Annotated in this window: 17 protein-coding genes; 7 read left to right on the forward strand and 10 right to left on the reverse strand. The window is 62.2% G+C overall.

Annotation, left to right across the window (positions count from 1 at the left end; translation table 11 throughout):
• Positions 1 to 24: 24 nt before the first annotated feature.
• From purH to prmA, 5 genes are all read right to left on the reverse strand, one after another.
• The gene (purH, locus tag QMK47_RS04330) at positions 25 to 1,632 is read right to left on the reverse strand and encodes a bifunctional phosphoribosylaminoimidazolecarboxamide formyltransferase/IMP cyclohydrolase (protein ID WP_258690288.1); all 1,608 of its coding nucleotides are present in this window, start codon (positions 1,630 to 1,632) and stop codon (positions 25 to 27) included.
• An 83-nt stretch (positions 1,633 to 1,715) separates the two neighbouring features.
• Entirely contained in the window at positions 1,716 to 2,036 is a 321-nt protein-coding gene (fis, locus tag QMK47_RS04335; RefSeq protein WP_003186237.1) for a DNA-binding transcriptional regulator Fis, read from the reverse strand.
• The gene (gene dusB, locus QMK47_RS04340; RefSeq protein WP_253471358.1) at positions 2,033 to 3,040 is read right to left on the reverse strand and encodes a tRNA dihydrouridine synthase DusB; all 1,008 of its coding nucleotides are present in this window, start codon (positions 3,038 to 3,040) and stop codon (positions 2,033 to 2,035) included. Before dusB ends, fis begins: the two co-directional genes overlap by 4 nt.
• Before the next feature lie 185 nt (positions 3,041 to 3,225).
• Entirely contained in the window at positions 3,226 to 4,452 is a 1,227-nt protein-coding gene (locus tag QMK47_RS04345; RefSeq protein ID WP_253471361.1) for a DUF3426 domain-containing protein, read from the reverse strand.
• A 30-nt stretch (positions 4,453 to 4,482) separates the two neighbouring features.
• Positions 4,483 to 5,361, reverse strand: a complete 879-nt coding sequence (prmA, locus tag QMK47_RS04350; RefSeq protein WP_013692161.1) for a 50S ribosomal protein L11 methyltransferase — start codon at positions 5,359 to 5,361, stop codon at positions 4,483 to 4,485.
• A 194-nt stretch (positions 5,362 to 5,555) separates the two neighbouring features.
• Between prmA and QMK47_RS04355 the strand changes: the two genes are divergently transcribed.
• Positions 5,556 to 9,527 carry a dermonecrotic toxin domain-containing protein gene (locus tag QMK47_RS04355; protein ID WP_253471363.1) on the forward strand — a complete coding sequence of 1,324 codons (3,972 nt, stop codon included), beginning with the start codon at positions 5,556 to 5,558 and terminating at the stop codon, positions 9,525 to 9,527.
• A gap of 80 nt (positions 9,528 to 9,607) precedes the next feature.
• Here the strand turns inward: QMK47_RS04355 and accC are convergent, their stop codons facing one another.
• The 5 genes from accC to QMK47_RS04380 all read right to left on the reverse strand — a co-directional run bounded on the left by accC (position 9,608) and on the right by QMK47_RS04380 (position 16,150).
• Positions 9,608 to 10,963 carry an acetyl-CoA carboxylase biotin carboxylase subunit gene (accC, locus tag QMK47_RS04360; protein WP_018605713.1) on the reverse strand — a complete coding sequence of 452 codons (1,356 nt, stop codon included), beginning with the start codon at positions 10,961 to 10,963 and terminating at the stop codon, positions 9,608 to 9,610.
• Positions 10,964 to 10,980: 17 nt separating this feature from the next.
• Positions 10,981 to 11,445 (reverse strand): acetyl-CoA carboxylase biotin carboxyl carrier protein, encoded by a 465-nt coding sequence (accB, locus tag QMK47_RS04365; RefSeq protein WP_018605714.1) that lies wholly within the window; start codon positions 11,443 to 11,445, stop codon positions 10,981 to 10,983.
• 47 nt (positions 11,446 to 11,492) lie between these two features.
• Positions 11,493 to 11,945, reverse strand: a complete 453-nt coding sequence (gene aroQ, locus QMK47_RS04370; RefSeq protein ID WP_018605716.1) for a type II 3-dehydroquinate dehydratase — start codon at positions 11,943 to 11,945, stop codon at positions 11,493 to 11,495.
• A gap of 535 nt (positions 11,946 to 12,480) precedes the next feature.
• On the reverse strand, positions 12,481 to 14,427 hold the full coding sequence (locus QMK47_RS04375) for a methyl-accepting chemotaxis protein (RefSeq protein ID WP_253471367.1): 1,947 nt from the start codon (positions 14,425 to 14,427) through the stop codon (positions 12,481 to 12,483).
• Positions 14,428 to 14,479: 52 nt separating this feature from the next.
• Positions 14,480 to 16,150, reverse strand: a complete 1,671-nt coding sequence (locus QMK47_RS04380; RefSeq protein ID WP_253471369.1) for a diguanylate cyclase — start codon at positions 16,148 to 16,150, stop codon at positions 14,480 to 14,482.
• 284 nt (positions 16,151 to 16,434) lie between these two features.
• Here QMK47_RS04380 and QMK47_RS04385 point away from each other — a divergent pair, with 284 nt between their 5' ends.
• The 6 genes from QMK47_RS04385 (at position 16,435) to QMK47_RS04410 (ending at position 23,228) form a co-directional block, all read left to right on the forward strand.
• Complete coding sequence (locus tag QMK47_RS04385) at positions 16,435 to 17,502, forward strand: DUF2333 family protein (protein ID WP_003197431.1); 1,068 nt, start codon at positions 16,435 to 16,437, stop codon at positions 17,500 to 17,502.
• Positions 17,503 to 17,505: 3 nt separating this feature from the next.
• On the forward strand, positions 17,506 to 18,063 hold the full coding sequence (locus QMK47_RS04390) for an NUDIX hydrolase (protein WP_024617882.1): 558 nt from the start codon (positions 17,506 to 17,508) through the stop codon (positions 18,061 to 18,063).
• 168 nt (positions 18,064 to 18,231) lie between these two features.
• Positions 18,232 to 18,603: a translation initiation factor Sui1 gene (locus QMK47_RS04395; protein ID WP_003197435.1), complete on the forward strand. Its 372-nt coding sequence runs from the start codon at positions 18,232 to 18,234 to the stop codon at positions 18,601 to 18,603.
• Between the two features lie 211 nt (positions 18,604 to 18,814).
• The gene (speA, locus tag QMK47_RS04400) at positions 18,815 to 20,728 is read left to right on the forward strand and encodes an arginine decarboxylase (protein ID WP_014336393.1); all 1,914 of its coding nucleotides are present in this window, start codon (positions 18,815 to 18,817) and stop codon (positions 20,726 to 20,728) included.
• 398 nt (positions 20,729 to 21,126) lie between these two features.
• Complete coding sequence (locus QMK47_RS04405) at positions 21,127 to 22,434, forward strand: type VI secretion system Vgr family protein (RefSeq protein WP_253471371.1); 1,308 nt, start codon at positions 21,127 to 21,129, stop codon at positions 22,432 to 22,434.
• Entirely contained in the window at positions 22,431 to 23,228 is a 798-nt protein-coding gene (locus QMK47_RS04410) for a DUF4123 domain-containing protein (protein WP_320389842.1), read from the forward strand. Before QMK47_RS04405 ends, QMK47_RS04410 begins: the two co-directional genes overlap by 4 nt.

The following is a 23,228-nucleotide window of genomic DNA, read 5'->3' on the forward strand; positions in this document are numbered from 1 at the left end:
CAGCTCCCACAGTGGGTCGGTGTATCAGTGACGGAAGTGGCGCATGCCGGTGAATACCATGGCGATGCCGGCTTCGTCGGCGGCAGCAATCACTTCAGCGTCACGCATCGAACCACCCGGCTGGATCACGGCGGTGATGCCGACCTTGGCCGCGTTGTCGATGCCGTCGCGGAACGGGAAGAACGCATCGGAAGCCATGACCGCGCCTTGTACCTGCAAGCCGGCGTGTTCAGCCTTGATGGCGGCGATGCGGGCCGAGTTCACGCGGCTCATCTGGCCGGCGCCGACACCGATGGTCTGGCGGTTCTTGGCGTAGACGATGGCGTTGGATTTTACGTACTTGGCGACTTTCCAGGCGAAGATCAGGTCGTTGATTTCCTGCTCGCTCGGGGCGCGCTTGGTCACGACCTTGAGGTCTTCGCTGCCGATCATGCCGATGTCGCGGCTCTGGACCAGCAGCCCGCCATTGACGCGCTTGTAGTCCCAGGCCGGCACACGGTCGGCCGACCATTGGCCGCAGGCCAGCAGGCGCACGTTGGCCTTGGCGGCAACGATGGCGCGGGCTTCTTCAGTGACCGAAGGGGCGATGATCACTTCGACGAACTGACGCTCGACGATGGCCTTGGCGGTCTCGGCGTCCAGCTCACGGTTGAAGGCGATGATGCCGCCGAAGGCCGATTCGGTGTCGGTGGCGTAGGCCAGTTCGTAGGCCTGGCGGATGCCGCCCTCGGCGTCCGGGCTCACCGCCACGCCGCACGGGTTGGCGTGCTTGACGATCACGCAGGCGGGCTTGACGAAGCTTTTCACGCATTCCAGCGCGGCGTCGGTGTCGGCCACGTTGTTGAACGACAGTTCCTTGCCTTGCAGCTGGGTGGCGGTGGCAATGCCGACTTCGGCAGGCTTGGCTTCCACGTAGAACGCCGCGCTCTGGTGCGGGTTCTCGCCGTAGCGCATTTCCTGGGCCTTGACGAACTGGGTGTTGAAGGTGCGCGGGAATTCGCTGCGGCCTTCGGTCGACAGGGTTTCAGCAGCCTGGTTCACAGTGCCCATGTAGTTGGCGATCATGCCGTCATAGGCGGCAGTGTGTTCGAAGGCCTTGAGCATCAGGTCGAAACGCTGGGCGTAGGTCAGGCCTCCGGCCTTGAGGTTTTCCAGCACGCTGGCGTAGTCGCTGGCGTTGACCACGATGGCCACGTCCTTGTGGTTCTTGGCCGCTGAGCGGACCATGGTCGGGCCGCCGATGTCGATGTTCTCGATGGCGGTCGGCAGGTCGCAGCCGGGCTTGTTGATGGTGGCTTCGAACGGGTAGAGGTTGACCGCTACCAGGTCGATCGGCTTGATGCCGTGTTCGTTCATGATGGCGTCGTCGATGCCGCGACGGCCCAGGATCCCGCCGTGGATTTTCGGGTGCAGGGTCTTGACCCGACCGTCCATCATTTCTGCAAAACCGGTGTAGTCCGCGACTTCCACTGCGGCGACGCCGTTGTCCTGCAGCAGCTTGAAGGTCCCGCCGGTGGAGAGAATCTCGACGCCCAGCTGTTGCAGCTCGCGGGCGAATTCGAGGATCCCGGTCTTGTCGGAGACGCTGATCAAGGCGCGGCGGATCGGCAGGCGGGTGGTCTGGTCGGTCATTTCAATTTCCATCAAAAGCAAGGGAAGTCAGCAAAAAAGGCGACCGTTTTTTACGCGGGCGCCTTTCTGGTTTGATTGAATGCTTACAGCAGATCGTACTGCTTGAGTTTCTTGCGCAGGGTGCCGCGGTTCAGGCCCAGCAGCTCACTGGCCTTGGTCTGGTTACCCTTGACGTAGTTCATCACGCTTTCGAGCAGCGGCGCCTCGACTTCGGAAAGCACCAGGTTGTACACATCCGTGACGGCAGCGCCCTCAAGGTGGGCGAAATAATTGTGCAGCGCCTTCTCGACACTCCCGCGAAGGGTCTGGCCTTCTTCGCTGGGCGTATTGAGGTGCTGTTTCAAATTCACGTTGTCGCTCACGGGTGTTGTTCCACTCACTAAAGTCTCGGTCATCATCGTCATGCGGCCACCCCTTCGTCCCCTGTCAGGCTCTTGTAACGCTCAGCGAAGAACGCCTGAACGTCGGCGCATTGTGCTTGTGTACCATCCAAACGATTGAAACGGGCGCGAAACTCCCTGGCGCCCGGCAGGGTTGCGAGATACCAGCCCACATGCTTGCGAGCGATGCGTACACCCATGACTTCTCCGTAGAAGGCATGTAGCGCGGCCAGATGCTCTAGCAGAATACGTTCCACCTCGGACAACTGCGGCGCCGCGAGCTTTTCGCCCGTGCGCAGGAAGTGTTCGATCTCACGAAAAATCCATGGCCGCCCCTGGGCGGCCCGGCCGATCAACAGGCCATCGGCACCGGTCGCGTCGAGCACGTACCGGGCCTTCTCGGGCGAATCGATGTCGCCATTGGCAAACACCGGAATCGACACCGCCTGCTTGATCGCGGCGATGGTGTCGTACTCGGCCTCGCCGGTGTACAGGTCGGCACGGGTGCGGCCGTGGACCGCCAGCGCCGTGATGCCCGCCTGTTCGGCGATCTTCGCCACTACCAGGCCATTCTTGTTCTCCCGGTCCCAGCCGGTGCGGATCTTCAGGGTCACCGGCACATCGACCGCGGCGACGACCGCCTGCAGGATCTCGGTGACCAGTGCTTCATCTTTCAACAGTGCCGAGCCTGCGGCCTTGTTGCAGACCTTCTTTGCCGGGCAACCCATGTTGATATCGATGATCTGCGCCCCCAGCTCGACGTTCGCCCGGGCCGCCTCCGCCAGCATCTGCGCGTCGCCACCGGCGATCTGTACCGAGCGGGGCTCGGGATCACCTTCGTGGATCATGCGCAGACGCGATTTGCGGGTGTTCCACAAACTCATGTCGCTGGTGACCATTTCCGAAACCACCAATCCTGCACCCAGTCGTTTGCACAACTGACGAAAGGGCTGGTCGGTGACCCCCGCCATAGGGGCGAGAATCAGGCCGTTCTGCAATGTATATGGGCCGATGCGTACCGCCGACATAGGACTTCCCTGAAGTGGGGCCGGATCATGAGACTTCGAAAAAGGGTTGGCATGATACCCGCTCTCGATGACTGGATAAAGATCGAATTGGATAAAATCTGAACAGCTATTTTGTTATCGCCAGCGGTTTGGTCTGGGTAGGGTCAGTCAGAAAGCTGCCGTCAATTGGCCGACCCTGGCCGGCTTCATTCGGGGGAATGGAAGCTCAGACTGTAGTTAACCGCCTTGGGGCCAGGGTCCAGGATATCCAGCGCGATGTGAATGGGCGTCTGGGGCGGCATTTCGCCGCGGTCCTCGAGGTCGCCACCCAGGTATTCGCCGGGCTTGAAGCGACGGCTGGCGATCAGGTGTCCGTTGAGGTCGGCAAAGCGCAGTTCCAGCAACGGAAAAGGTTGGGAGAAGGGCGCACGGTTGTAGATGATCGCGTCCACCACCAGGGCACCGCTGAACTCCGGATGGCTGCGCACCACCAGGTTGCTGCTCTTGATCTTGGCGATGTCGACCTTGGACGGTACTTCGCAGCCGATGGTCGGACAGATTTGCAGGAACCACGGCCGGTACTGGTCCTGGCGGGCCAGCTCTTCGAAATGGTAGGCGATGTACTGGCCGCCCAGGGCCGCGCTGGCGAGCAGTATCAGCAGGCCCCACAACAAGCGTCGGCCCCAGGGCGAGCGGCGTTTGCGCCAGTCCAGTTGCAACGGGTCGTCGTCCAGGTCGTGGAGGGCTTCGGCGCGTATTCCCGGCTCCTGGCGTTCCCGTGACTTGCGCAGTGGCACCGGTGGCTCGGGTTCGTCGTCGTGGTCGTCGGTGGCGGACAGGCGTTCGAGGTGTTCCTCGGGCTCGTCGTCCGGCGCGAGGCGGAGCGGGGCGACCGGTTCGTCGTCCGGCTCCAGCGGTTCGAGGGCCAGGGACAGGGACGGCTCGGTACGCGGTGGCCGCACCGGTTCGTGGGGTTCGAACGGTTCGAAGGGGGTATCGAGGACGGTTTCGGCGCGTTCGCTCAGGGTTTCGCTGTACAGGCTGTCATCCCAGGCTTGCTGTTCGCTGGAGAGCGAGTCGCGTTGCGCGCTCAGGTTGTCTTCCCGGCGCCGGCCGGTATTTCCGGGCGCGCGATTGTCGCGCCGCTCCAGGCGCGCCAGTTCCTTGTCCAGGTCATCCAGATCCAGCTCGGCGGCGCTCCATTGTTTCTGGCTGATCGCCCGGGGCGGGGCTTCGACGGCAGGTTTGGTGGGCGGCGCGACGGCAGGTGCCGCTTGCTTGGCAGTGCGTTGTTCCAGCAACTGTCGTGCGGCATTGAACACCTGCAGGCACGAGCCGCAACGAACCACCCCGCGGGCCACGCTCAATTGAGCATGGCTGACGCGAAAACGGGTATGGCAATGCGGGCACTGGGTGACGAAGCTGTCAGTCATGCGGCAATCCGGTGGATACAGGCGGTCATTCTAGCGCCGACGTCCGGTGATGCGCACCCAGCCATCGCGATTGGCGATCGGGTCCAGGTCAAAGTCCGCGGCATAAGCGGCGGCGACTTCTTCACCCTGTTCGGCCAAGATGCCCGACAGCGCCAGGCGTCCGCCCGGCTTGACCAGGCTCGACAGTTGCGGCGCCAGGGACACCAGCGGGCCGGCGAGGATGTTGGCCACCAGCACGTCGGCCTGGACCTGTGGCAAGTCCTGCGGCAAGTACAGCGGGAACAGGGCTTCGGCAATGTTGTTGCGCCCGGCGTTGTCGCGGGAGGCTTCCAGGGCCTGGACGTCGATGTCGGTGCCGACTGCTTCCCTGGCACCCAGCAGGAGTGCGGCAATCGCCAGGATCCCCGAGCCGCAGCCGAAGTCGAGTACGTTGCAGCCCTTCAGGTCCTGGCCGTCAAGCCATTCCAGGCACAGTGCGGTGGTCGGGTGGGTGCCGGTGCCGAACGCCAGGCCCGGGTCCAGCAGCAGGTTGACTGCGTCAGGCTCTGGCGCGGCATGCCAGCTTGGGACGATCCACAGGCGCTGGCCGAAACGCATTGGCTGGAAATTGTCCATCCAGCTGCGTTCCCAGTCCTGGTCCTCGATCACTTCGCTGTGATGCTCGGGCAGCGGGCTGCCGGTCAGGAGCTCGAGATGGGCCAGTACGCTGGCCGCCTCGGTACCGCCTTCGAACAGGGCCAGCAGGTGGGTGTGGGACCACAGCGGGGTGGTGTTGAGCTCCGGCTCGAAGATCGGCTGGTCTTCGGCGTCCATGAAGGTTACCGATACGGCGCCTACTTCAAGAAACGCGTCTTCGTAGGTTTCGGCTTGTTCCGGGCTGATGGCCAGACGTACTTGCAGCCAAGGCATGGCGGGCACCTTTGGAAAAAAATCTACAGGGGGCAGCGCAGGGCTGCAAAGGCGCGCAGTGTACGCCAGGTCGCCGCCAAAGTGGATAAGCGAGTCTCGTGCCGTCCGGGTGGGTGTTTCGATATATATATGTATGCCATGGGCGTATCGCCGGGCGGATAAGGTGCCGGTCCACACAGCAGGGAGGAATGTGTATGGACATCACTGCCGAACGGCACAGCAACATGGCGCGCACGGGGCCGGTCTCTTCCCCGCAGGTGGCGACTGCACAAATGACCCTGGAGAAATTGACGCGTTGGCAGGTGGCTATCGACGCGCGACTGCAAACCCAGATGAGCTTGCTGGAGGTGCTGGAAGAGTACCTGCTGGTCGAGCTGCGCACCCATTATCACCAAGGCAACATCGATCCACACTTCATTGGCACCCTGCTCGACACGGTGTTGCAGCGCATGATCGACCAGGCGCCTGTGGTTTATGACGAAGAGCAGGATTTGCCCTACCGTTGGCCCGAGGGGGTGGACCTGGGATTTGCCCCCGAGCGCCGCGAGTGCGTTGCCCAGGCGGTGGAAAGTGCGGCGCTGAGGTTTGTCAGTCACTACAAGGATTATCTGCGACGGCATTGGCGAATGGCGTCGCAGGATGCCTCGCTCGAAGCGTTGCTCAGGCAAAAACTCGATGAGCATGGGGTTGCGGTCGACGGGCTTTTCCAGCCTGACCATCTGGCCGGCCTGGACGTCGATGAATTGCGAGAACAGATCGAAGAGCTTCAGGACGCCTGGCGCCAGGCGAGTCGCTTGACCGCGTTGGCAACAACCCGCGAGCGGCGGGATCTTGGAGCGCTCGCGCGATTGCAATTGCCGCATTGGCTGCGGGGCTTGAGCAATCCGGATCGTGAACGGCTGCGGGCGCTTGAAAACCAGGCCGCGCTGGCGCAGGTACAAGTCGATGAACTGGTCGATGACCTGGTTTCGCTGCGGGCCTTCGCTCGGCAATTGGCCAGGGACTATGCCAGGGATGAATTGGACATGCTGGTCGAACCCGACAGCATTCGCGTGCAGTTACAGTGGCGAACGGTGATGGGCCAGCCGGTGCACACCTACAACCTGAGTGAGTTGGTGGCGGCAGGCCCGGTACGGCCGGACGCAGTGTCGGTGTTCCTGGTGGAAAATGGCGGCATGCTGCGTAACCAGTCCCTTTCGCCAGCCTTCATTGGCCGATTGCTGGCGAACGTCGATGCGCCTGCCGGGTACCTGCAAGCGCTGGCCGACCGATACGAACGGGCTGACCTGAAAGAGGCCATGTTCGATTGGTTTTTGGCGCGCCTGCAGCACAGTGCGTTTATCGCGCGTTGTGCGGGCCAGTTGTCGGCGACCGGCCATGACGCTCTCCATGCCCTATGGGAGAGTGACGTCGCGACGCCAGCCGCCAGCGTGTGGCGTGTCGCCGGCCTGGTGCTTCCCAATGGCCTGAAGTGTGCCGATCTTCTTCTGTTCTACCGCGAAGACCTGGGCGACGACGTCAGCGGCTTGCTGCTGTATGCCCCCGGCAAACCCGATGGCCAGGAATGGGTCGAATTGACCTCGCTTCGGGCGCTGAGCGGGGAGGTCGGTGCCTGGACCCAAAACGAAGCCGGTCGCGAGTATCTGCTGCAGCAACTCTCTGCGACCGATCATGGGCGGGCCCGGGAATACTTTGCTGGCGTGGCGGAAAAACCAGCCTCGTGGGACCTGGGCAAAGACCTCAGGGGGGCGGTCAGCGGTTTCAGGGCCGGTCTTCAGAACGCGGTCTTGACCGGCCTGGCCAATAACCTGACGCAAGTGGAACTGAACGAGTCGCCTCGCTGGTACTCGGCGTTGCCGCTTGAGTCCCGGCGCAACATCAGCGGCTTGAACCAGGAGTTTCTGGTTCAGCGGCAGGTGTTCGATGACCAACTGGTCGACTATGAAGTCTTCATCGACTTCGCCAAGCGCACCTTCGCCCATTTGATTGCGCCGTACCTGCGTAGCAAGGGCGTGCTTGAAGCGGTCGATCCGGCCACTGTGCTCATCGACTACAGCCCAGGGCTGGCAGCCGAGAAAAAAACCGCCAGCCTCTTGGACCTTGCCATTTTTGGATACGAGCACAACTCGGATATCGACGACCCCGCAAGAGGCGTGCGTTCTTCTGTCGGGCAGGATTTGAAGCAGGTTCGCAGCGCCGAACTGGCGTCGCACATCCGCGTGGCTTACCTGGGGGAACGATATGCCAAGCACATCCGCGCCAGCTTTCTCGATGCCAAGGACCCTGAGTATTCGAAACGCCGCGAGGCTTACCGCTACATGCTGTTGGCCCGGATGGATCGCGACCTGCGTGTGGCCCACGGCAAGTCGATGTTGAACACCGACGAATTCCAGTGGCTCACCCGGCAAGTCACGCTGCTGAGCGATGGGAGGCCTGTGAACAGCGCCACGCACCCCGGCGCTGCCGTGGCGCGCGAAGGCGTGATCAAGTTGACCGTCGGCGGTCACGTCGTGCAAGGGGTCTACGTTTTCACCTACTTCGACCCTAAGGTTTTTTACTGGTTGTACACACCCGACGCCCCGGACGGGATCCTGTTTCGCAAGTACCTGGACTTCTCCGGGAGCATCGCCGCGCAACTGCATCATTACCTACTGGAGCGGGTCGCACTGAGCGCGCGTGCCGCTGCAGGACGTTCGCTGGTGGCTCTGGCGAACGGGAGCACGCGCGTCGATACAGTGCGCGAATTCAATCGGGTCATGGACATCAGTGCTGAGTTCGATGCCTGCATCGAGCGCGCTGTCACCGATGTGGAGGACATCACCACAAGTCGTGCCGAAATGATCAGGGATCAGGTGTTCAAGGGCCTGATCTTCGCGGCGGCTCCTGTGTGCATGGTCTACCCCCCGTTTGCCTTGTTGCTGGACATTGGCTTGGTGGCGGTCAGCGCCGGGCAGGCGGTCGAGGCGCATGGGCAGGGCGACACGGAAGGCGCGCTTGGCCACTGGCTGGCCGCGACCTGGGGGACGCTGTTCGCCACGCTCGGTGCCGCAAGCATGGCCACGCTGCTAGGGCGCGCGGCCAGGAACCTGAAGCTTGCGGTGAAACCGCTGTCGTTGTCCGCTCAACGCTTGAGGCGCGCGACATCGGGCATCGCCAAAGAGGCTGGGCCGGTGATCCCGCCCATACGCCTGAAGCCGCAGCAGGCGGTCAGCAGAACACCGGAGCACTTGCAGCCGGTGACCGAGGAGGGGATTTTTTTTGGCGCCTATCGCAGCCCGTCCAGCGCAACGCAACCGCGAGGCGCTCACTACATCCAGAGCAAGGGCCGGTACTACCAGGTGATGGAGGATCCCTACTTTGGCGGGTTATGCCTGGTGGATGCCAGGCGTCCCGGCGCGTTGTACAAGCTGCCCATCCGCAGGCTGGCGAATGGCAAATGGACCCATAACAAGGTTGGCTTGAGAGGCGGCAACGACCATGTGCGCAACCTCGGGCGAGTGGGGGAGCTGCGGGAGGCGTTTCCCGGGCATGTCTTCCCGGACGTGACGAGGGGGGCGTTGCAGGGCGAAGCCGTGGTGGCGAGGTTCAGCGAGGCGGCGGACAATTATCTGTTCTCGCTGAATGCGCAAACGTGCGTGATCGCTTCGTTGTACAACCCGACCACCAAGGTCGGGGCGGTCATTCATTTTGATCACAACATCCGCACGCTGATCGAGCGCAGTGTTCGCGATGTGACGCGGCGCCTGGGGGGATCGCCCAAGGACATTCGTGCCACGCTGGTGGGTGGGGACTGGCTGACGGGGGCCGACATTGGCGAGCCGGTCCGGTTGGTGATGAGGCGCCAGGGTCTGCAGCCCACCTGGGATCACTGGTCGTATTCTTCCTGCTTTGGGAATAACTATGGTGTTGCGCTGGATCTGCGCAGTGGTGTCACCTCAGTGTTCAAGACCTCGCAGAGTCAAGTCGAGCGCTATTACATACCGGTACTGGCGAGGGCGAAGCAGGGCTCTGATCCGGTATCGATACGTGCGCGCGGGTTCATGACGCGCTTGCGCAGCGAACCGTTGGTGGCCAATGCCAACGGTGCCGTTCGCACCCATCAGGGCCGGCCGGCGACTGCGGCGCAACTGGCCTTGCAGGAATTCTCTACGGTGATGCTGAGCTGATGCCGTTGCCTGCATCGTGAACGACAGGCAAAAAAAGACCCCGGCCAATGGACCGGGGTCTTTTTACATCACTTGAAGCATCAGTGCTGGTTGCCCAGCTTGTGTTCCAGGTAATGGATGTTGACGCCGCCTTTGCAGAAGCCTTCGTCACGTACGAGGTCGCGGTGCAGCGGGATGTTGGTCTTGATCCCGTCTACCACGATTTCGTCCAGCGCATTGCGCATGCGCGCCATGGCTTCATCACGGGTCGCCCCGTAGGTGATCAGCTTGCCGATCAACGAATCGTAGTTCGGCGGAACGGCATAACCGCTGTACAGGTGCGAATCGACGCGAACGCCATTGCCGCCCGGGGCATGGAAATGCTTGACCGTGCCTGGGCTTGGCATGAAGGTTTTCGGGTCTTCGGCGTTGATCCGGCATTCCAGCGAGTGACCGCGGATGACCACGTCATCCTGGGTGAACGACAGCTTGTTGCCGGCGGCGATGCTGAGCATCTCCTTGACGATGTCGATACCGGTGACCATTTCCGAAACCGGGTGCTCCACCTGAACACGGGTGTTCATTTCGATGAAGTAGAAACGACCGTTCTCGTACAGGAACTCGAAGGTACCGGCGCCGCGATAGCCGATGTCGATGCAGGCCTTGACGCAACGCGCCAGGACTTCCTCGCGAGCCTGCTCGTCGATGCCCGGTGCCGGCGCTTCTTCGAGGACTTTCTGGTGACGACGTTGCAGCGAGCAATCGCGGTCGCCCAGATGGATCGCATGGCCCTGGCCGTCGGACAGCACCTGGACTTCGACGTGACGTGGGTTGGTCAGGAATTTTTCCAGGTAGACCATCGGGTTGCCAAACGCCGCGCCAGCTTCGGAGCGGGTCAGTTTCGCCGAGGAAATCAGGTCTTCTTCCTTGTGTACCACGCGCATGCCGCGACCACCGCCGCCGCCAGCGGCCTTGATGATCACCGGATAACCAACTTCGCGACCGATGCGCAAAGCGGTTTCTTCGTCTTCAGGCAGCGGGCCGTCGGAACCCGGAACGGTCGGCACACCGGCCGCGATCATGGCGTGCTTGGCCGAGACCTTGTCGCCCATCAGGCGGATGGTGTCGGCTTTCGGGCCAATGAAGGCAAAACCGGAATTTTCGACCTGTTCGGCGAAGTCGGCGTTTTCCGCCAGGAAGCCGTAGCCAGGGTGAATGGCGGTGGCGCCGGTCACTTCGGCAGCGGCGATGATCGCCGGGATGTGCAGGTAGGAGTGCGCAGCCGACGCCGGACCGATGCAGACGGATTCGTCCGCCAGGCCCAGGTGCATCAGTTCTTTGTCGGCCTTGGAGTAAACGGCGACGGTCTTGATGCCCATCTCTTTGCAGGCACGCAGAATCCGCAGGGCGATCTCACCGCGGTTAGCGATCAGAACTTTTTCCAACTTCGCAGTCATCAAAGGCTCTCCGCGGTTCAAACGATGGTGAACAGCGGTTGGTCGTACTCAACCGGCTGGCCGTCTTCGACGAGGATGGATTCGATCACACCGCTGGTTTCAGCTTCGATGTGGTTCATCATCTTCATGGCTTCGACGATGCACAGGGTGTCGCCTTTCTTCACGGTCTGGCCGACTTCAACGAAGGACGGCGAGGATGGCGAAGACTTGCGATAGAACGTGCCCACCATTGGCGAACGGGCGACAGTGCCGTTGAGCACTGGCGCAGCCGGTGCGGCTGGCGCTGCTGCGGCAACCGGCGCTGCTGCTGGAGCAGGCGCGGCGGCTGGAGCATGCATCGGTGCCGGTGCATAGAACTGCTGGGCCGGGGTCTTGCTGTGGCGGCTGATGCGTACGGACTCTTCGCCTTCCTTGATCTCAAGCTCGTCGATGCCGGACTCTTCCAGCAATTCGATCAATTTCTTAACTTTACGGATATCCATGAATCATCAACTCCCAAGGGTCGGTCAGGGGCGCTTAACGCTTGTTTTCAAGCTGTTGCCTGTTTTTCAAGCTGCTCTAGGGCGGCCTCCAAGGCCAGCCGGTAACCGCTGGCGCCAAGGCCGCAGATCACTCCCACTGCTACATCCGAGAAGTAGGAGTGATGGCGGAAAGGTTCGCGTTTGTGCACGTTGGACAAATGCACTTCGATGAATGGGATGCTCACCGCCAGCAGCGCGTCACGTAATGCGACGCTTGTGTGTGTAAAAGCTGCTGGATTGATCAAAATGAAGTCCACGCCTTCGCCACGCGCGGCATGGATACGGTCGATCAATTCATATTCGGCGTTGCTTTGCAGATAGAGCAAATGATGGCCGGCGTTGCGGGCCCGCTGCTCCAGGTCCTGGTTGATCTGCGCCAGTGTCACGGCGCCGTAGACGCCCGGTTCACGGGTGCCCAGCAGGTTCAGGTTGGGTCCGTGCAGGACCAATAGGGTCGCCATCTGCTGTTCCTTGTTATCTGTGAGCAGGTATCAGAACCTGGCGACTATGCCGCAAAGCCTTTGTGACTGTCCAGTTCTCTGCAATAGCCAGCACGATGACCGATGTTTGCGCGAAATTTGTGACCCGGGTCCCTGATCCAGTCATACGGTTGGAGCCGAACCCCTGTGGGAGCGAGCTTGCTCGCGAAGACGGCGGTACATTCAACATCGATGCAAGCTGACCCAGCGCTATCGCGAGCAAGCTCGCTCCCACAGGGATTTGTGGTGAACACACAATTTATGCCTACTGAATATCCAGTGTGGGAGCGAGCCTGCTCGCGATGGCGGCGGTACATTCAACATCGATGCAAGCTGACCCGGCGCTTTCGCGAGCAAGCTCGCTCCCACAGGGAATCTGCGGTGAACATCAGTTCCCGAGTCCCCCCGAATCAATGCGGGAGCGAGCCTGCTCGCGATGGCGGCGGTACATTCAACATCGATGCAAGCTGACCCGGCGCTTTCGCGAGCAAGCTCGCTCCCACACTGGATCTGAGGTCTAAACCCGAAACGCCTGTACTGCCGTATGCAACCGCCCGCCGAGGACCAACAGGTTGTCGCCTTGTTCGCGCCCCTGGCCGATGCGCAGCAGGTTGTCGCCGCCCAGTTGGTGAATCCGCTCGCTGTGATCGCGGATTTCGCTGACGGCGCCGCTTTGTTGGGCGGTGACGTCGGCAATGCGTACCGCCGTGTCGGCGATGGTCTGGATGGCGCCGACGATCTCATCCAGCGCGCCGTCGGCCGCTTGCGCCTGGTTGGCGGTGGCTTCGGCGTGTTCGACCTGGGCGCGCATGCCGTCCACCGATTGGCGTGCGGCCTGTTGCAGACGGGCGATCAGCGTCTGGATTTCGGCGGTGGCGCCGGCCGTGCGTTGGGCCAGGGAGCGGACTTCCTCGGCCACCACCGCGAATCCCCGGCCCATTTCCCCGGCGCGCGCGGCTTCGATGGCGGCGTTGAGGGCCAGCAGATTGGTCTGGTCGGCAATCGAGCGAATCACCGTCAGCACACCACCGATGGTGGCCGACTCCTCGGCCAGTTGCTCGATCATCTGCGCGTTGCCTTGTACTTCTCCCACCAGCGCATGCAGGCCTGTGAGGCTCAGGCCGATGACTTTCTGCCCTTGTTCCACCGCATGCCCGGCGCTGCGGCTGGCGTCTGCGGCCTGGCTGGCATCGCCGGCCACTTGCTGGATCGTCGCTTCCAGTTCGCTGAGGGAGTCGCGGATCAGCGCCGTATCGTCGGCCTGATCCTCCGCACCACTGTGCAGCTCGCCGCTCAGTTCGGCCAGGGTCCGGCTGCTACCCGCGACCTGTTCGGCGTTCACCCGAATGGTGCCCACCAGGTCCACCAGGTAAGCGCGCAGACGATTGAGCGAAGCCTCGATGTCTTGCAATTCGCGGTTACTGGCGCCTACGTGGATATCACGGCTGAAGTCGCCCTCGGCCCAAGTCGACAGGGCTGGCGCCAGGTGCGTCAAGGTGCGCGCCAGGCGCCGCTGCAAGGTGTCGATGAGCAGCGCGATCAGCAGGATCAGGCCAATCATCACCCCCTGGATCAAGCGAACCTCTCCCTGGATCTGCCCATGCTGGGCCCGTACCGCCGGCTCCATGGCATCGATTGCCTGTTGCACATCGGCGATTTTCAGGTGCGTGGCGCTGCTCAGTTCGGTGCGTTTCTGGATCAGTTCACGGGTGCGGGCCAATTCTGCCGGGTAACGACCGAGCAGGCTGTTGAGTTCGCGCTTGAGGGCGATGCCAGCGTCTTCGGCGGCGGTTTTTTCCTGGGTTTCCAAACCCATCAGCGCGGCGAAATCATCGCTGCCTGATTCGCTGCTGGCGGTGACGCCCAGCAGTGGCAGGCTGTCGAGGCGTTCGGCCTCGACACGGATGCTCGCCAGTTCCCGCTCGACGTCGGCGGCCAACTCGCTGCGGCCACTGCTGACCAGTTTGTCCCGTGTGAGGGATAAGCGGCCCAGGTGCTGCGACGCGGCAAACAGCGCGGGCAAGTAGGCCGGGGCGCCATTGGCGTATTGGGCCAGTTGGTCGAGGCTGGCGCTCAGTTCACGCTCGGCCTGCAGCAGCAAGGCCTGCGGATCGCCGGCCAGTTTACCGGCGGCCAGCAGATCGGTCTTGCTGAAGCCATCGAGGTTCGACAGGCTCGGGCGCAGGGGCTTGGCCAGTGTCGGGGGGAATTGATCGAGGTCTTTTTGCAGGGTCTCCAGGGCCTGGGTGGCAGCACTCAGGCGCAAGGCGTCGCCGCTGGCCAGGTAGTCCTCGATGTTGCGCGCCACTTCGCCCTGGAACTGCCGCGACAATCCCAGGTAGCGCTCCATCAGCAGATAGGGTCGCTCCAGGGCAATTTGCGACCACCACAGCGTGGCCCCAAGGCCCAGGCACACGGCAACTAAAAGAAGGGTGTTGAGATTGGTCAGCAGCTTCAGGCGCATCAAGGGTCTACCAGGGGCAGAATCGTAAGTGCCTGAAGTTATTGCGTTTGCGTTACAAGTTTATGACCGAATCGGTCGATTCCGATGAAAAGGTGGCACTTTGCTTTGATTGGCGGGCGCTCTGCACCCGGTTGCGCCCGGCATGCTTGGCGCGGTACAGCGCTTCGTCCGCCTGGCTGGCCATCATCAGGCTGTCGAAATCATGGCTCATTTCCACCACGCCGGCGCTGAAGGTGCACCACAAATCATGGGGCTGGGCCGGGTAGTGGATTTCGGCAAAGCGTTGGCGAATCTCATCCAGCACCTTGCAGGCGGCGTCGATGTCGGTGTCGGGCATGACGATGGCGAACTCTTCGCCACCGTAACGGCCGATGAAGTCGGTCTTGCGCAGGCGCTGCTTGAGAAACAGCGCCAGGCTCTTGATCACGCGGTCGCCCATGGGGTGGCCGTGGCTGTCATTGACCCGTTTGAAATGGTCGATGTCGAGCATGGCAAAGCTCAGGGGCTTGCCTTCGCGGCGAGCGCGGAAGCTGCAATCCTCGAGCAGTTGCAGGATATGGGTGTGGTTGTACAGGCCGGTGAGGCTGTCGCGCACCATCCGCGCCTTGAGGTTGCGCGCCCGGGCGGCACGGTTGCGCACCGTGGTGATCAGGTGCCGGGGCTTGATCGGTTTGGTCAGGAAGTCGTCGCCGCCTTCGCTCATGGCATCGAGTTGCTTGTCCAGGTCGTCTTCGGCGGACAGGTAGATGATCGGCACGCTGACGTAGCGGTCATTGTGGCGTATCACCTTGGCCAGTTCCGTGCCGGTGCAGGCCGGCATGTACATGTCGAGGATGATCAGGTCGGGCTGGAAGTCCGCCAGCTCGGCCATGGCCTGGATCGGCTCGATCAGCGTGCGGGTGATGATGCCGGCGCTGTTGAGCAGGCGTTCGGTATGCATGGCCTGGGCGCGGGAGTCATCGATGATCAGTACTTTGTACGGATCGTACTGGGCGACGCAGGTCAGCACTTCGATCTTTTCCAGCAGGCTCGAGGCTTCGAGGGTGCCGGTGAGAAATTCCTGCCCACCGGCGCGCACCGCGGCCAGGCGTGTCGGCGTGTCGGTTTCCAACAAACTGAAGAACAACAGCGGCAGCGGTTGCTCCAGGCCTTCCTGGGCTTCGGCGGCCAGTTTCAGGCCGGCGCCGGGGCCGCTGAAATCCACATCCATGACAATCGCCGCCGGCAGGCGCTCGACCATCGAGGCGCGGAACGCTGCGACGCTGTCCAGCGCCTGGGCGCTGAGGCCGAAGAACTCCAACTGCTTGGCCAGGCGCTCGGCGCGGTCATGGTCCTGCAGCAACACGTAGATGGGTTTGCGCAGCGGCGGCAGGAAGGTGTGTTCGAGTTGGTCGCCATGGCGCAGGCCGGTACGAGACAAGCGCTGCATCAAGCGGTTGATTTCGGTGATCAGGTGGCTGCTCAGGCGCCCACGATTGGCGTCCACCGCTTGCAGCGATTGGCTGATGCCTTGGGCCAACTGGGAGTGCTCGGGCTGTTCGAAGCGCTCGGCAAAGCGCAGCAGGCGCAGGTTGGCTTCGCTGAGCTCCGACAGGTCGGTGCTTGACCACTCACTGCGTTGCAGGCGCTGCCAAATCTCCAGGATCTGACGAGCCTGATGAATTACCCGCTGGGCAAAGTGGTGCTTGAGGCGCTCACGGCTGGGGTCTTCTGGCTCGGTCATATCCTGACTACTAGTTAGGGTGCATGCTGAGATCGACTGGTGGCTCTATGCTAGCACCTCTTTTCCTCTGGATGAGTGTCATACGTCAATATTCTGTCCAGTCGCGAAATTCAGTTTGTGACTGACCAGTCTCGTAGGCCGATGGCAGCGCTTCCTTTATAGTGCTGTTCGATTGCCCTGTCGCGCCCGGCATGATTGGCGCCGCATTATCGCGTTTCAAATCAGGCACGATGGCGTAGGGTTGTGGTCGAACCGAGAACTCAAGTGATTGAAGGGATATCACCATGCTGGACTGGAAAAACCGCGCGGGCAGCGCGCCTGAACGTGCCGCCGAGCCGAAATCGGACACCCGCAGCTACCTGGGTGGGCTTTTTTTCAGCCGCGCACTGGCGACGCTGATCGGCCTTTACCTGCTGGTGACCATTGCCGTCGGCTGGTATTGGAGCCAGGAGCCCGCGCTGTTCCCTGTGCAGCAGAACGCCCAGGCCGCGGCCGAGAAAGATGGCCGGCAGATGGTGGTGGGCTACACCACGGTCGAAACGCTCAAGACGGTGGCCGGGACCCTGCTGAGCAAGCCGGGTGGCTACATCTCCAACGACCGCTTCCCGCCGGGCCTGTGGATGGACAACATGCCGAGCTGGGAATACGGCGTGCTGGTGCAGGTCCGCGACCTGAGCCGTGCGCTGCGCAAGGACTTCGCCCGTTCCCAGTCGCAGTCCGCCGAGGACGCCGACCTGGCCAAGGCCGAGCCGCGCTTCAACTTCGACAACCGCAGTTGGGTGCTGCCCTCCAGCGAATCTGAGTACCAGGAAGGTATCAATTCCCTGAGCCGCTACCAGGCGCGCCTGTCCGACCCAAGCCAGAAGAGCGCACTGTTCTACGCCCGCGCCGACAACCTGAACAACTGGCTGGGGGATGTCGGCACTCGCCTGGGTTCGTTGTCCCAGCGCCTGTCGGCCAGCGTTGGCCGGGTCAAGCTCAACACCTCGCTGAAAACCGAAGTCCCGGCCCCGGGCCAGGTGCCGCAGGTGGACGAAGAGGTGGTCGAGACCCCGTGGCTGCAAATCGATAACGTGTTCTATGAGGCCCGTGGCCAGGCGTGGGCGTTGTCGCACCTGCTGCGCGCCATCGAAGTGGACTTCGCCGATGTCCTGGCGAAAAAGAACGCTACGGTCAGCGTGCGGCAGATCATTCGTGAACTGGAAGCGTCCCAGGAACCGGTCTGGAGCCCGATGATCCTCAACGGCAGCGGCTTCGGTGTATTGGCGAACCACTCGCTGGTCATGGCCAACTACATTTCTCGAGCCAACGCAGCGGTCATCGACTTGCGACAACTGCTGAACCAGGGTTGATTCATGAGCGAAAGCCCCCGGGAGGTCGCTCATCGAGTGGCCTCGGATGCCGAGCTGATTGCGTGGGTCGATGAGCACGACAACCTGCTCGGCAGCCTGGTGCGTTCAGAGCTGCGTGAGCGTGGCCTGATCGGACGCGGGACCTACATCATGCTGTTCAATTCGTCCGGTGAGCTGTGTGTTCATCGGCGCACCCTGAGCAAGGCCATCTACCCGGGTTTCTGGGACGTGGCGGCGGGCGGCATGGTGCAGGCCGATGAGACCTACGCCGAATCGGCAGCCCGTGAGTTGGCGGAAGAGCTGGGCGTGAGCGGCGTTGAACTGACCGCCCACGACCATTTTTATTTCGAAGACCCTGGCAGTCGCCTGTGGTGCTCGGCGTTCTCGGCGGTGTGGGACGGCCCGTTGGTCCTGCAGCCCGAAGAAGTCCTCGAAGCGCGTTTTCTGCCCCTCGAGCAGGTGCTCGATGAAATCCAGCGAAAGCCTTACTGCCCGGACTCCCTGGCGGCGCTTGAACGCTATTTGCGGGTCCATGGCGGCAGCGTCGCAAAGAAGCTATAAATTGGCGCTGATTGGCCCTTAGCAAGTCGGCTTTTTGCCGTTACACTGCGCGACTTTTCAAGCTGTACCGTGTCTGCGGTCCAGTAGCGCTGCCCCTGCCTGAGTGGGGTTTCGCGGTCGAGGCATGTTCCCCCTCGACCAGTCTTTGTCCTCCCAAGAGGATTGCCGGTGGCCAAAAAAGCCGCATCCTTCGCCGCCCTGGGCGGCTTGGTATTTTCTACCGACGCCGGTCGTCATTGTCCTGATTGCCGTCAGCCGGTGGATGCCTGCATCTGCAAACAGACCGCCATCCCTGCCGGTGACGGCATTGCGCGCGTGCGCCGTGAAAGCAAAGGTCGCGGCGGCAAGACGGTGACCACGATCACTGGCGTGCCGTTGGCCGAAGACGCGCTCAAGGAACTGGCTACCACGTTGAAGAAACGCTGTGGCACCGGTGGCGCGTTGAAAGACGGCATCATCGAGATCCAGGGCGATCACGTCGAGCTGCTGCTGGCGGAACTGGTCAAGCACGGTTTCAAGGCAAAGAAATCCGGCGGCTAGCAGCCTCTGTGAAAACCACCCTCGGCTTGACCCGCACCCCACGTTCGAGGTCGCCCGCATGGTTTTCACAGAGCCTGTTCTGAACGGGTTTCTAAACTCATCGCTGGGAGCAGGGTCTACCTTGCTAACAGGCAATTCGTCATTTTCACTCTCTAGACTGCCCCAGCCTCCGACCGGATGGTGCATTTTGACTTCTTTATAGGGGACTTCGATGTCCGTACGACGCACACGCAAAGACGATGGCAGCCAATGGACAGTTGCGGACAGCCGCAGTGTTTACGGGATTCGCCATTGGGGGGCCGGGTATTTCGCGATCAATGAAGCCGGTCGCGTCGAAGTCCGTCCGAACGGTCCCGACAGCTCGCCCATCGACCTGTTCGAGCAAGTCGACCAGTTGCGCCAGAGCGGCCTGTCGCTGCCCTTGCTGGTGCGCTTCCCCGATATCCTGCAAGACCGTGTGCGCCAGCTCACCGGCGCCTTCGACAGCAACATCGCGCGCCTGGAATACCAGAGCAAGTACACCGCGCTCTATCCGATCAAGGTCAACCAGCAGGAAGCGGTGATCGAGAACATCATCGCCACCCAGAACGTCTCCATCGGCCTGGAAGCCGGTTCCAAGCCAGAGCTGCTGGCAGTCCTGGCCCTGGCGCCGAAGGGCGGGACCATCGTCTGCAACGGCTACAAGGACCGCGAATTCATCCGCCTGGCGCTGATGGGCCAGAAGCTCGGTCACAACGTCTTCATCGTCATCGAGAAAGAGTCCGAAGTCGGCCTGGTGATCGAAGAGGCCGCAACGCTCAAGGTCAAGCCGCAGGTCGGCTTGCGCGTGCGCCTGTCATCCCTGGCGTCGAGCAAGTGGGCCGATACCGGTGGCGAGAAGTCCAAGTTCGGCTTGTCGGCCGCGCAACTGCTGTCGGTGGTCGAGCGTTTCCGCGCTGCCGGCCTGGACCAGGGCATTCGCCTGCTGCACTTCCACATGGGTTCGCAGATCGCCAACCTGGCGGACTACCAGCACGGCTTCAAGGAAGCGATCCGTTACTACGGCGAGCTGCGCAACCTCGGCCTGCCGGTGGATCACATCGACGTCGGCGGTGGCCTGGGCGTGGACTACGACGGCACGCACTCGCGCAATGCCAGTTCGATCAACTACGACATGGACGATTACGCCGGTGTCGTGGTCGGCATGCTCAAGGAGTTCTGCGATGCCCAGAGCCTGCCGCATCCGAACATCTTCTCCGAAAGCGGCCGCTCGCTGACCGCTCACCACGCCATGCTGGTGGTGCAGGTGACCGACGTCGAGAAACACAACGACGACGTGCCGGTGATCGACAACAAGCAGGAACTGCCGGAAACCGTGCAATGGCTGGTTGACCTGTTGGGCCCGACCGATATCGAGATGGTCACCGAGACTTACTGGCGCGCCACCCACTACATGAGCGATGTGGCGACCCAATATGCCGACGGCAAGCTGACCCTGGCCGAAAAAGCCTTGGCCGAGCAGTGCTACTTCGCGGTGTGCCGTCGCCTGCACAACTCGTTGAAGGCGCGCCAGCGCTCGCACCGCCAGGTGCTGGATGAGCTCAACGACAAGTTGGCCGACAAATACATCTGCAACTTCTCGGTGTTCCAGAGCCTGCCGGATACCTGGGCCATCGGCCAGGTGTTGCCGATCCTGCCGCTGCATCGCCTGGACGAAGAGCCGCTGCGCCGCGCCGTGCTGCAAGACCTGACCTGCGACTCCGACGGCAAGATCAAGCAGTACGTCGACGAGCAGAGCATCGAGACCAGCCTGCCGGTTCACGCTCTCAAGCCGGATGAAGACTATCTGCTGGGCATCTTCCTGGTGGGCGCCTACCAGGAAATCCTCGGTGACATGCACAACCTGTTTGGTGACACCGACTCGGTGAACATCTACCAGAACGCCGATGGCAGCGTGTACCACGCCGGTATCGAAACCCACGACACCATCGAGGACATGTTGCGCTACGTGCACTTGTCGCCGGAGGAGTTGATGACTCACTACCGCGACAAGTGCGCCAGCGCCCGTATCAGCGCCGCCGAACGTACCCAGTTCCTCGATGCCTTGCGCCTGGGGCTGACGCGTTCGTCCTATCTGTCTTCTTGATAGAGCCCCTTTGGCGGGAGATGCTCCCTTAAGGTTGGCGTGATTCATTGTGGCGAGGGAGCTTGCTCCCGCTTGAGTGCGAAGCACTCATCAAAAGGGGGCTGCTGCGCAGCCCAGCGGGGATAAATCCCCTCGCCACAGGGTTACATCAGCTCTACCTCTTGGCTGATCGGTACCGCCCTCCGGGGCTGTCAGAAAATGCACCGCGCGCCGCGGGTTTTTTCGGACAGTCCTGGAGGGCGTTTTTGTTTGTGCCGTTGTTATTTCTGCACGTCGGTGCATTTAACCGGCGATGTCCTTATTTCGTGTAGTCCCTTTCCTAACTTGTACTTGGCCCCTCTACTCGGCCATGGCTCTCGGCGAGAATCCCCGACCGCCCCTCCTGTAGAGAAACGCCGATGTCCGATCCAGCCAGCGCGCCAGCCTTTCGTCTGGAGATAGCCGGTCTGCCCGAGCCTGTTGACGTCGTGACCTTCACGGGTAGCGAAGCGATCAGCGAACCTTTCGTCTATGAAGCGCAGCTGTCGTTGCGCGACGCGAACCTGGACCTGGCGGGCCTGTTGTACCGCAGCGTCTGGTTGAGTTTCGGGGCCCCGGGCCGGGGCATTCATGGTCAGCTTCATGAATTGGTCCAACACCGTCATGGCGCTGGCTGCCGGGTGCGTATCGGGCCGAAGCTGGCCTGCCTGGCGCAGCGTTTCAGCCAGCGAGTCTTCAGCGCCCGCTCGGTGCCGCAGATCATTCGCCAGGTGCTCAAGGCCCATGGCATCAGTGGCCGCAGCCTGTGCCTGGATTTGGGTGGCGATTATCCACTGCAGGATTTCTGTACCCAGTATCGAGAGTCGGACCTGCAGTTCCTGCAGCGCGTATGCGCCCAGGCGGGTATCCACTTTCATTTCGAACACACCCGGGACGGGCATTGCCTGGTGTTCGCTGATAATCCGCACAGTTTTCCCCCTGCCGGTAAGGCGGTCTACGCGGACGACGAGCCGATTGCCGCGGTGCGGTTCTTCAGTGTGCGAACCGATGTGTCGGGGGAGCAGGTCGCCCAGGGCCGCAGCGACTTGATGAACCTGCACGGTGGTCAGGTGTTGATGCTGACGGCCCATCCGTTTGCCGACTGGAACCGGCGCTGGCTGCTGACGAAGGTCGAGCACCGCGCAGAGGCGGGGGTGTACGGCAATCATTTCAAGGCCATTCCCCGGGGCGTGCTGTTCGTGCCGGACGAGGTCCCGGTAAAACCGCGCATGGTGAGCCGGCAACGTGGCTGGGTCGTGGCGGTGGACGAGCCGTCGGAGCTGGGAGTGGGGCGCGTGGCGGTGCAGTTTGACTGGCTCTACCAGGGCGAAGGTTCCAGCCCCAGTCATTGCTGGCTGCCTTTGGCACCCGAACTGGCCCCGGGCGTGGCGGGTGCCTTGAGTGACGGTACCGAGGTGCTGGTGAGCTTTATCGAAGGCGATCCGGATCAGCCGATGATCAGTGCATTTCTGGATGCGCCTGCCTCGGTAGAGGTTGTGGATGGGTCATCCACAGGCGAAACGCGTGGGCCGTCGGTTGCCGATCCGCTCCTGTTGTCTGCAATCCGGGATGCCGAGCCGCTGGTCTTGTTGTGCTTGCTGCCCGAAGGCGGGCCTTTCAGCCCCTGCGCCCAGCCACTGTGCACCTGCCGTATGCTCATGCGGCGCGGCGCGGGTGTTGCTCGATGAATGCCGCGGCCTTGTCTGGATCAACGCCGCAATGGCTGTTGCTCGACGTACCGAGTGCGCCTGGCGCTGCGCGGCTTGTGCACGCGCAGTTCGCCAAGGCCCGGTGCTTTGCCTTGTTTGAAAACACCGAGCTGCATGGGCTGCGAGAGCACGGTCCGCTGCTGGTGGATCTGCGCCACTCGCCTGCGTTGGTCAGCCTCTGTCACCTGGACCCACGTTCCTGGCCGGGGCTGTTGTTGGTCAGTCCATCGCCCGCTGCGCAATTGCTGGCGCATCTGCGGCGCATGCTGACGGTGACCCTGGGTCTGCATCACAAAGCCTTGTTGAGCTATTACAACCCGCACATCGCCAGCTATTTCTTCGACGGTTGCGACCCTCAAGAACTCAGTTGCTGGCTGGGCCCGATCAGTTTGTTGCGCTGGTTTGGTGGCACCTGGGCCGACCGGGCGATCGGCAGCCAGGGTTGGCAACAACTGTCCAACCCGGGGCTGCCGGTGGCGGCGCTGGAGAAAGAGCACGGCCTCAGCGACCGCCAGCAGGACCAGTTGCAACGATGCCTGCTGGAGCGTCACGCCTGGCAATGGTCCCGCTCCACCGGATGTAATTACCAGCGGCTCTGGGGGGATTTGCAGCAGGGCCTGGCGCTGGGGTTTACCGAGCGGGCGGTGCTCGATGACTGGCTGTGGCTGCGCCTGCAACACCCCGATGCCCGGCCAGTGCCTGGCCTGGTGGGTGGTTCGCAGCGCGAGCGGCTCGAGCATCTGCGCCGGCGCTGGCAGGGCAGCCAGGATTGA

The organism is Pseudomonas sp. P9_35 (assembly GCF_034008205.1).
GTDB classification, from domain to species: Bacteria; Pseudomonadota; Gammaproteobacteria; order Pseudomonadales; family Pseudomonadaceae; genus Aquipseudomonas; species Aquipseudomonas kilonensis.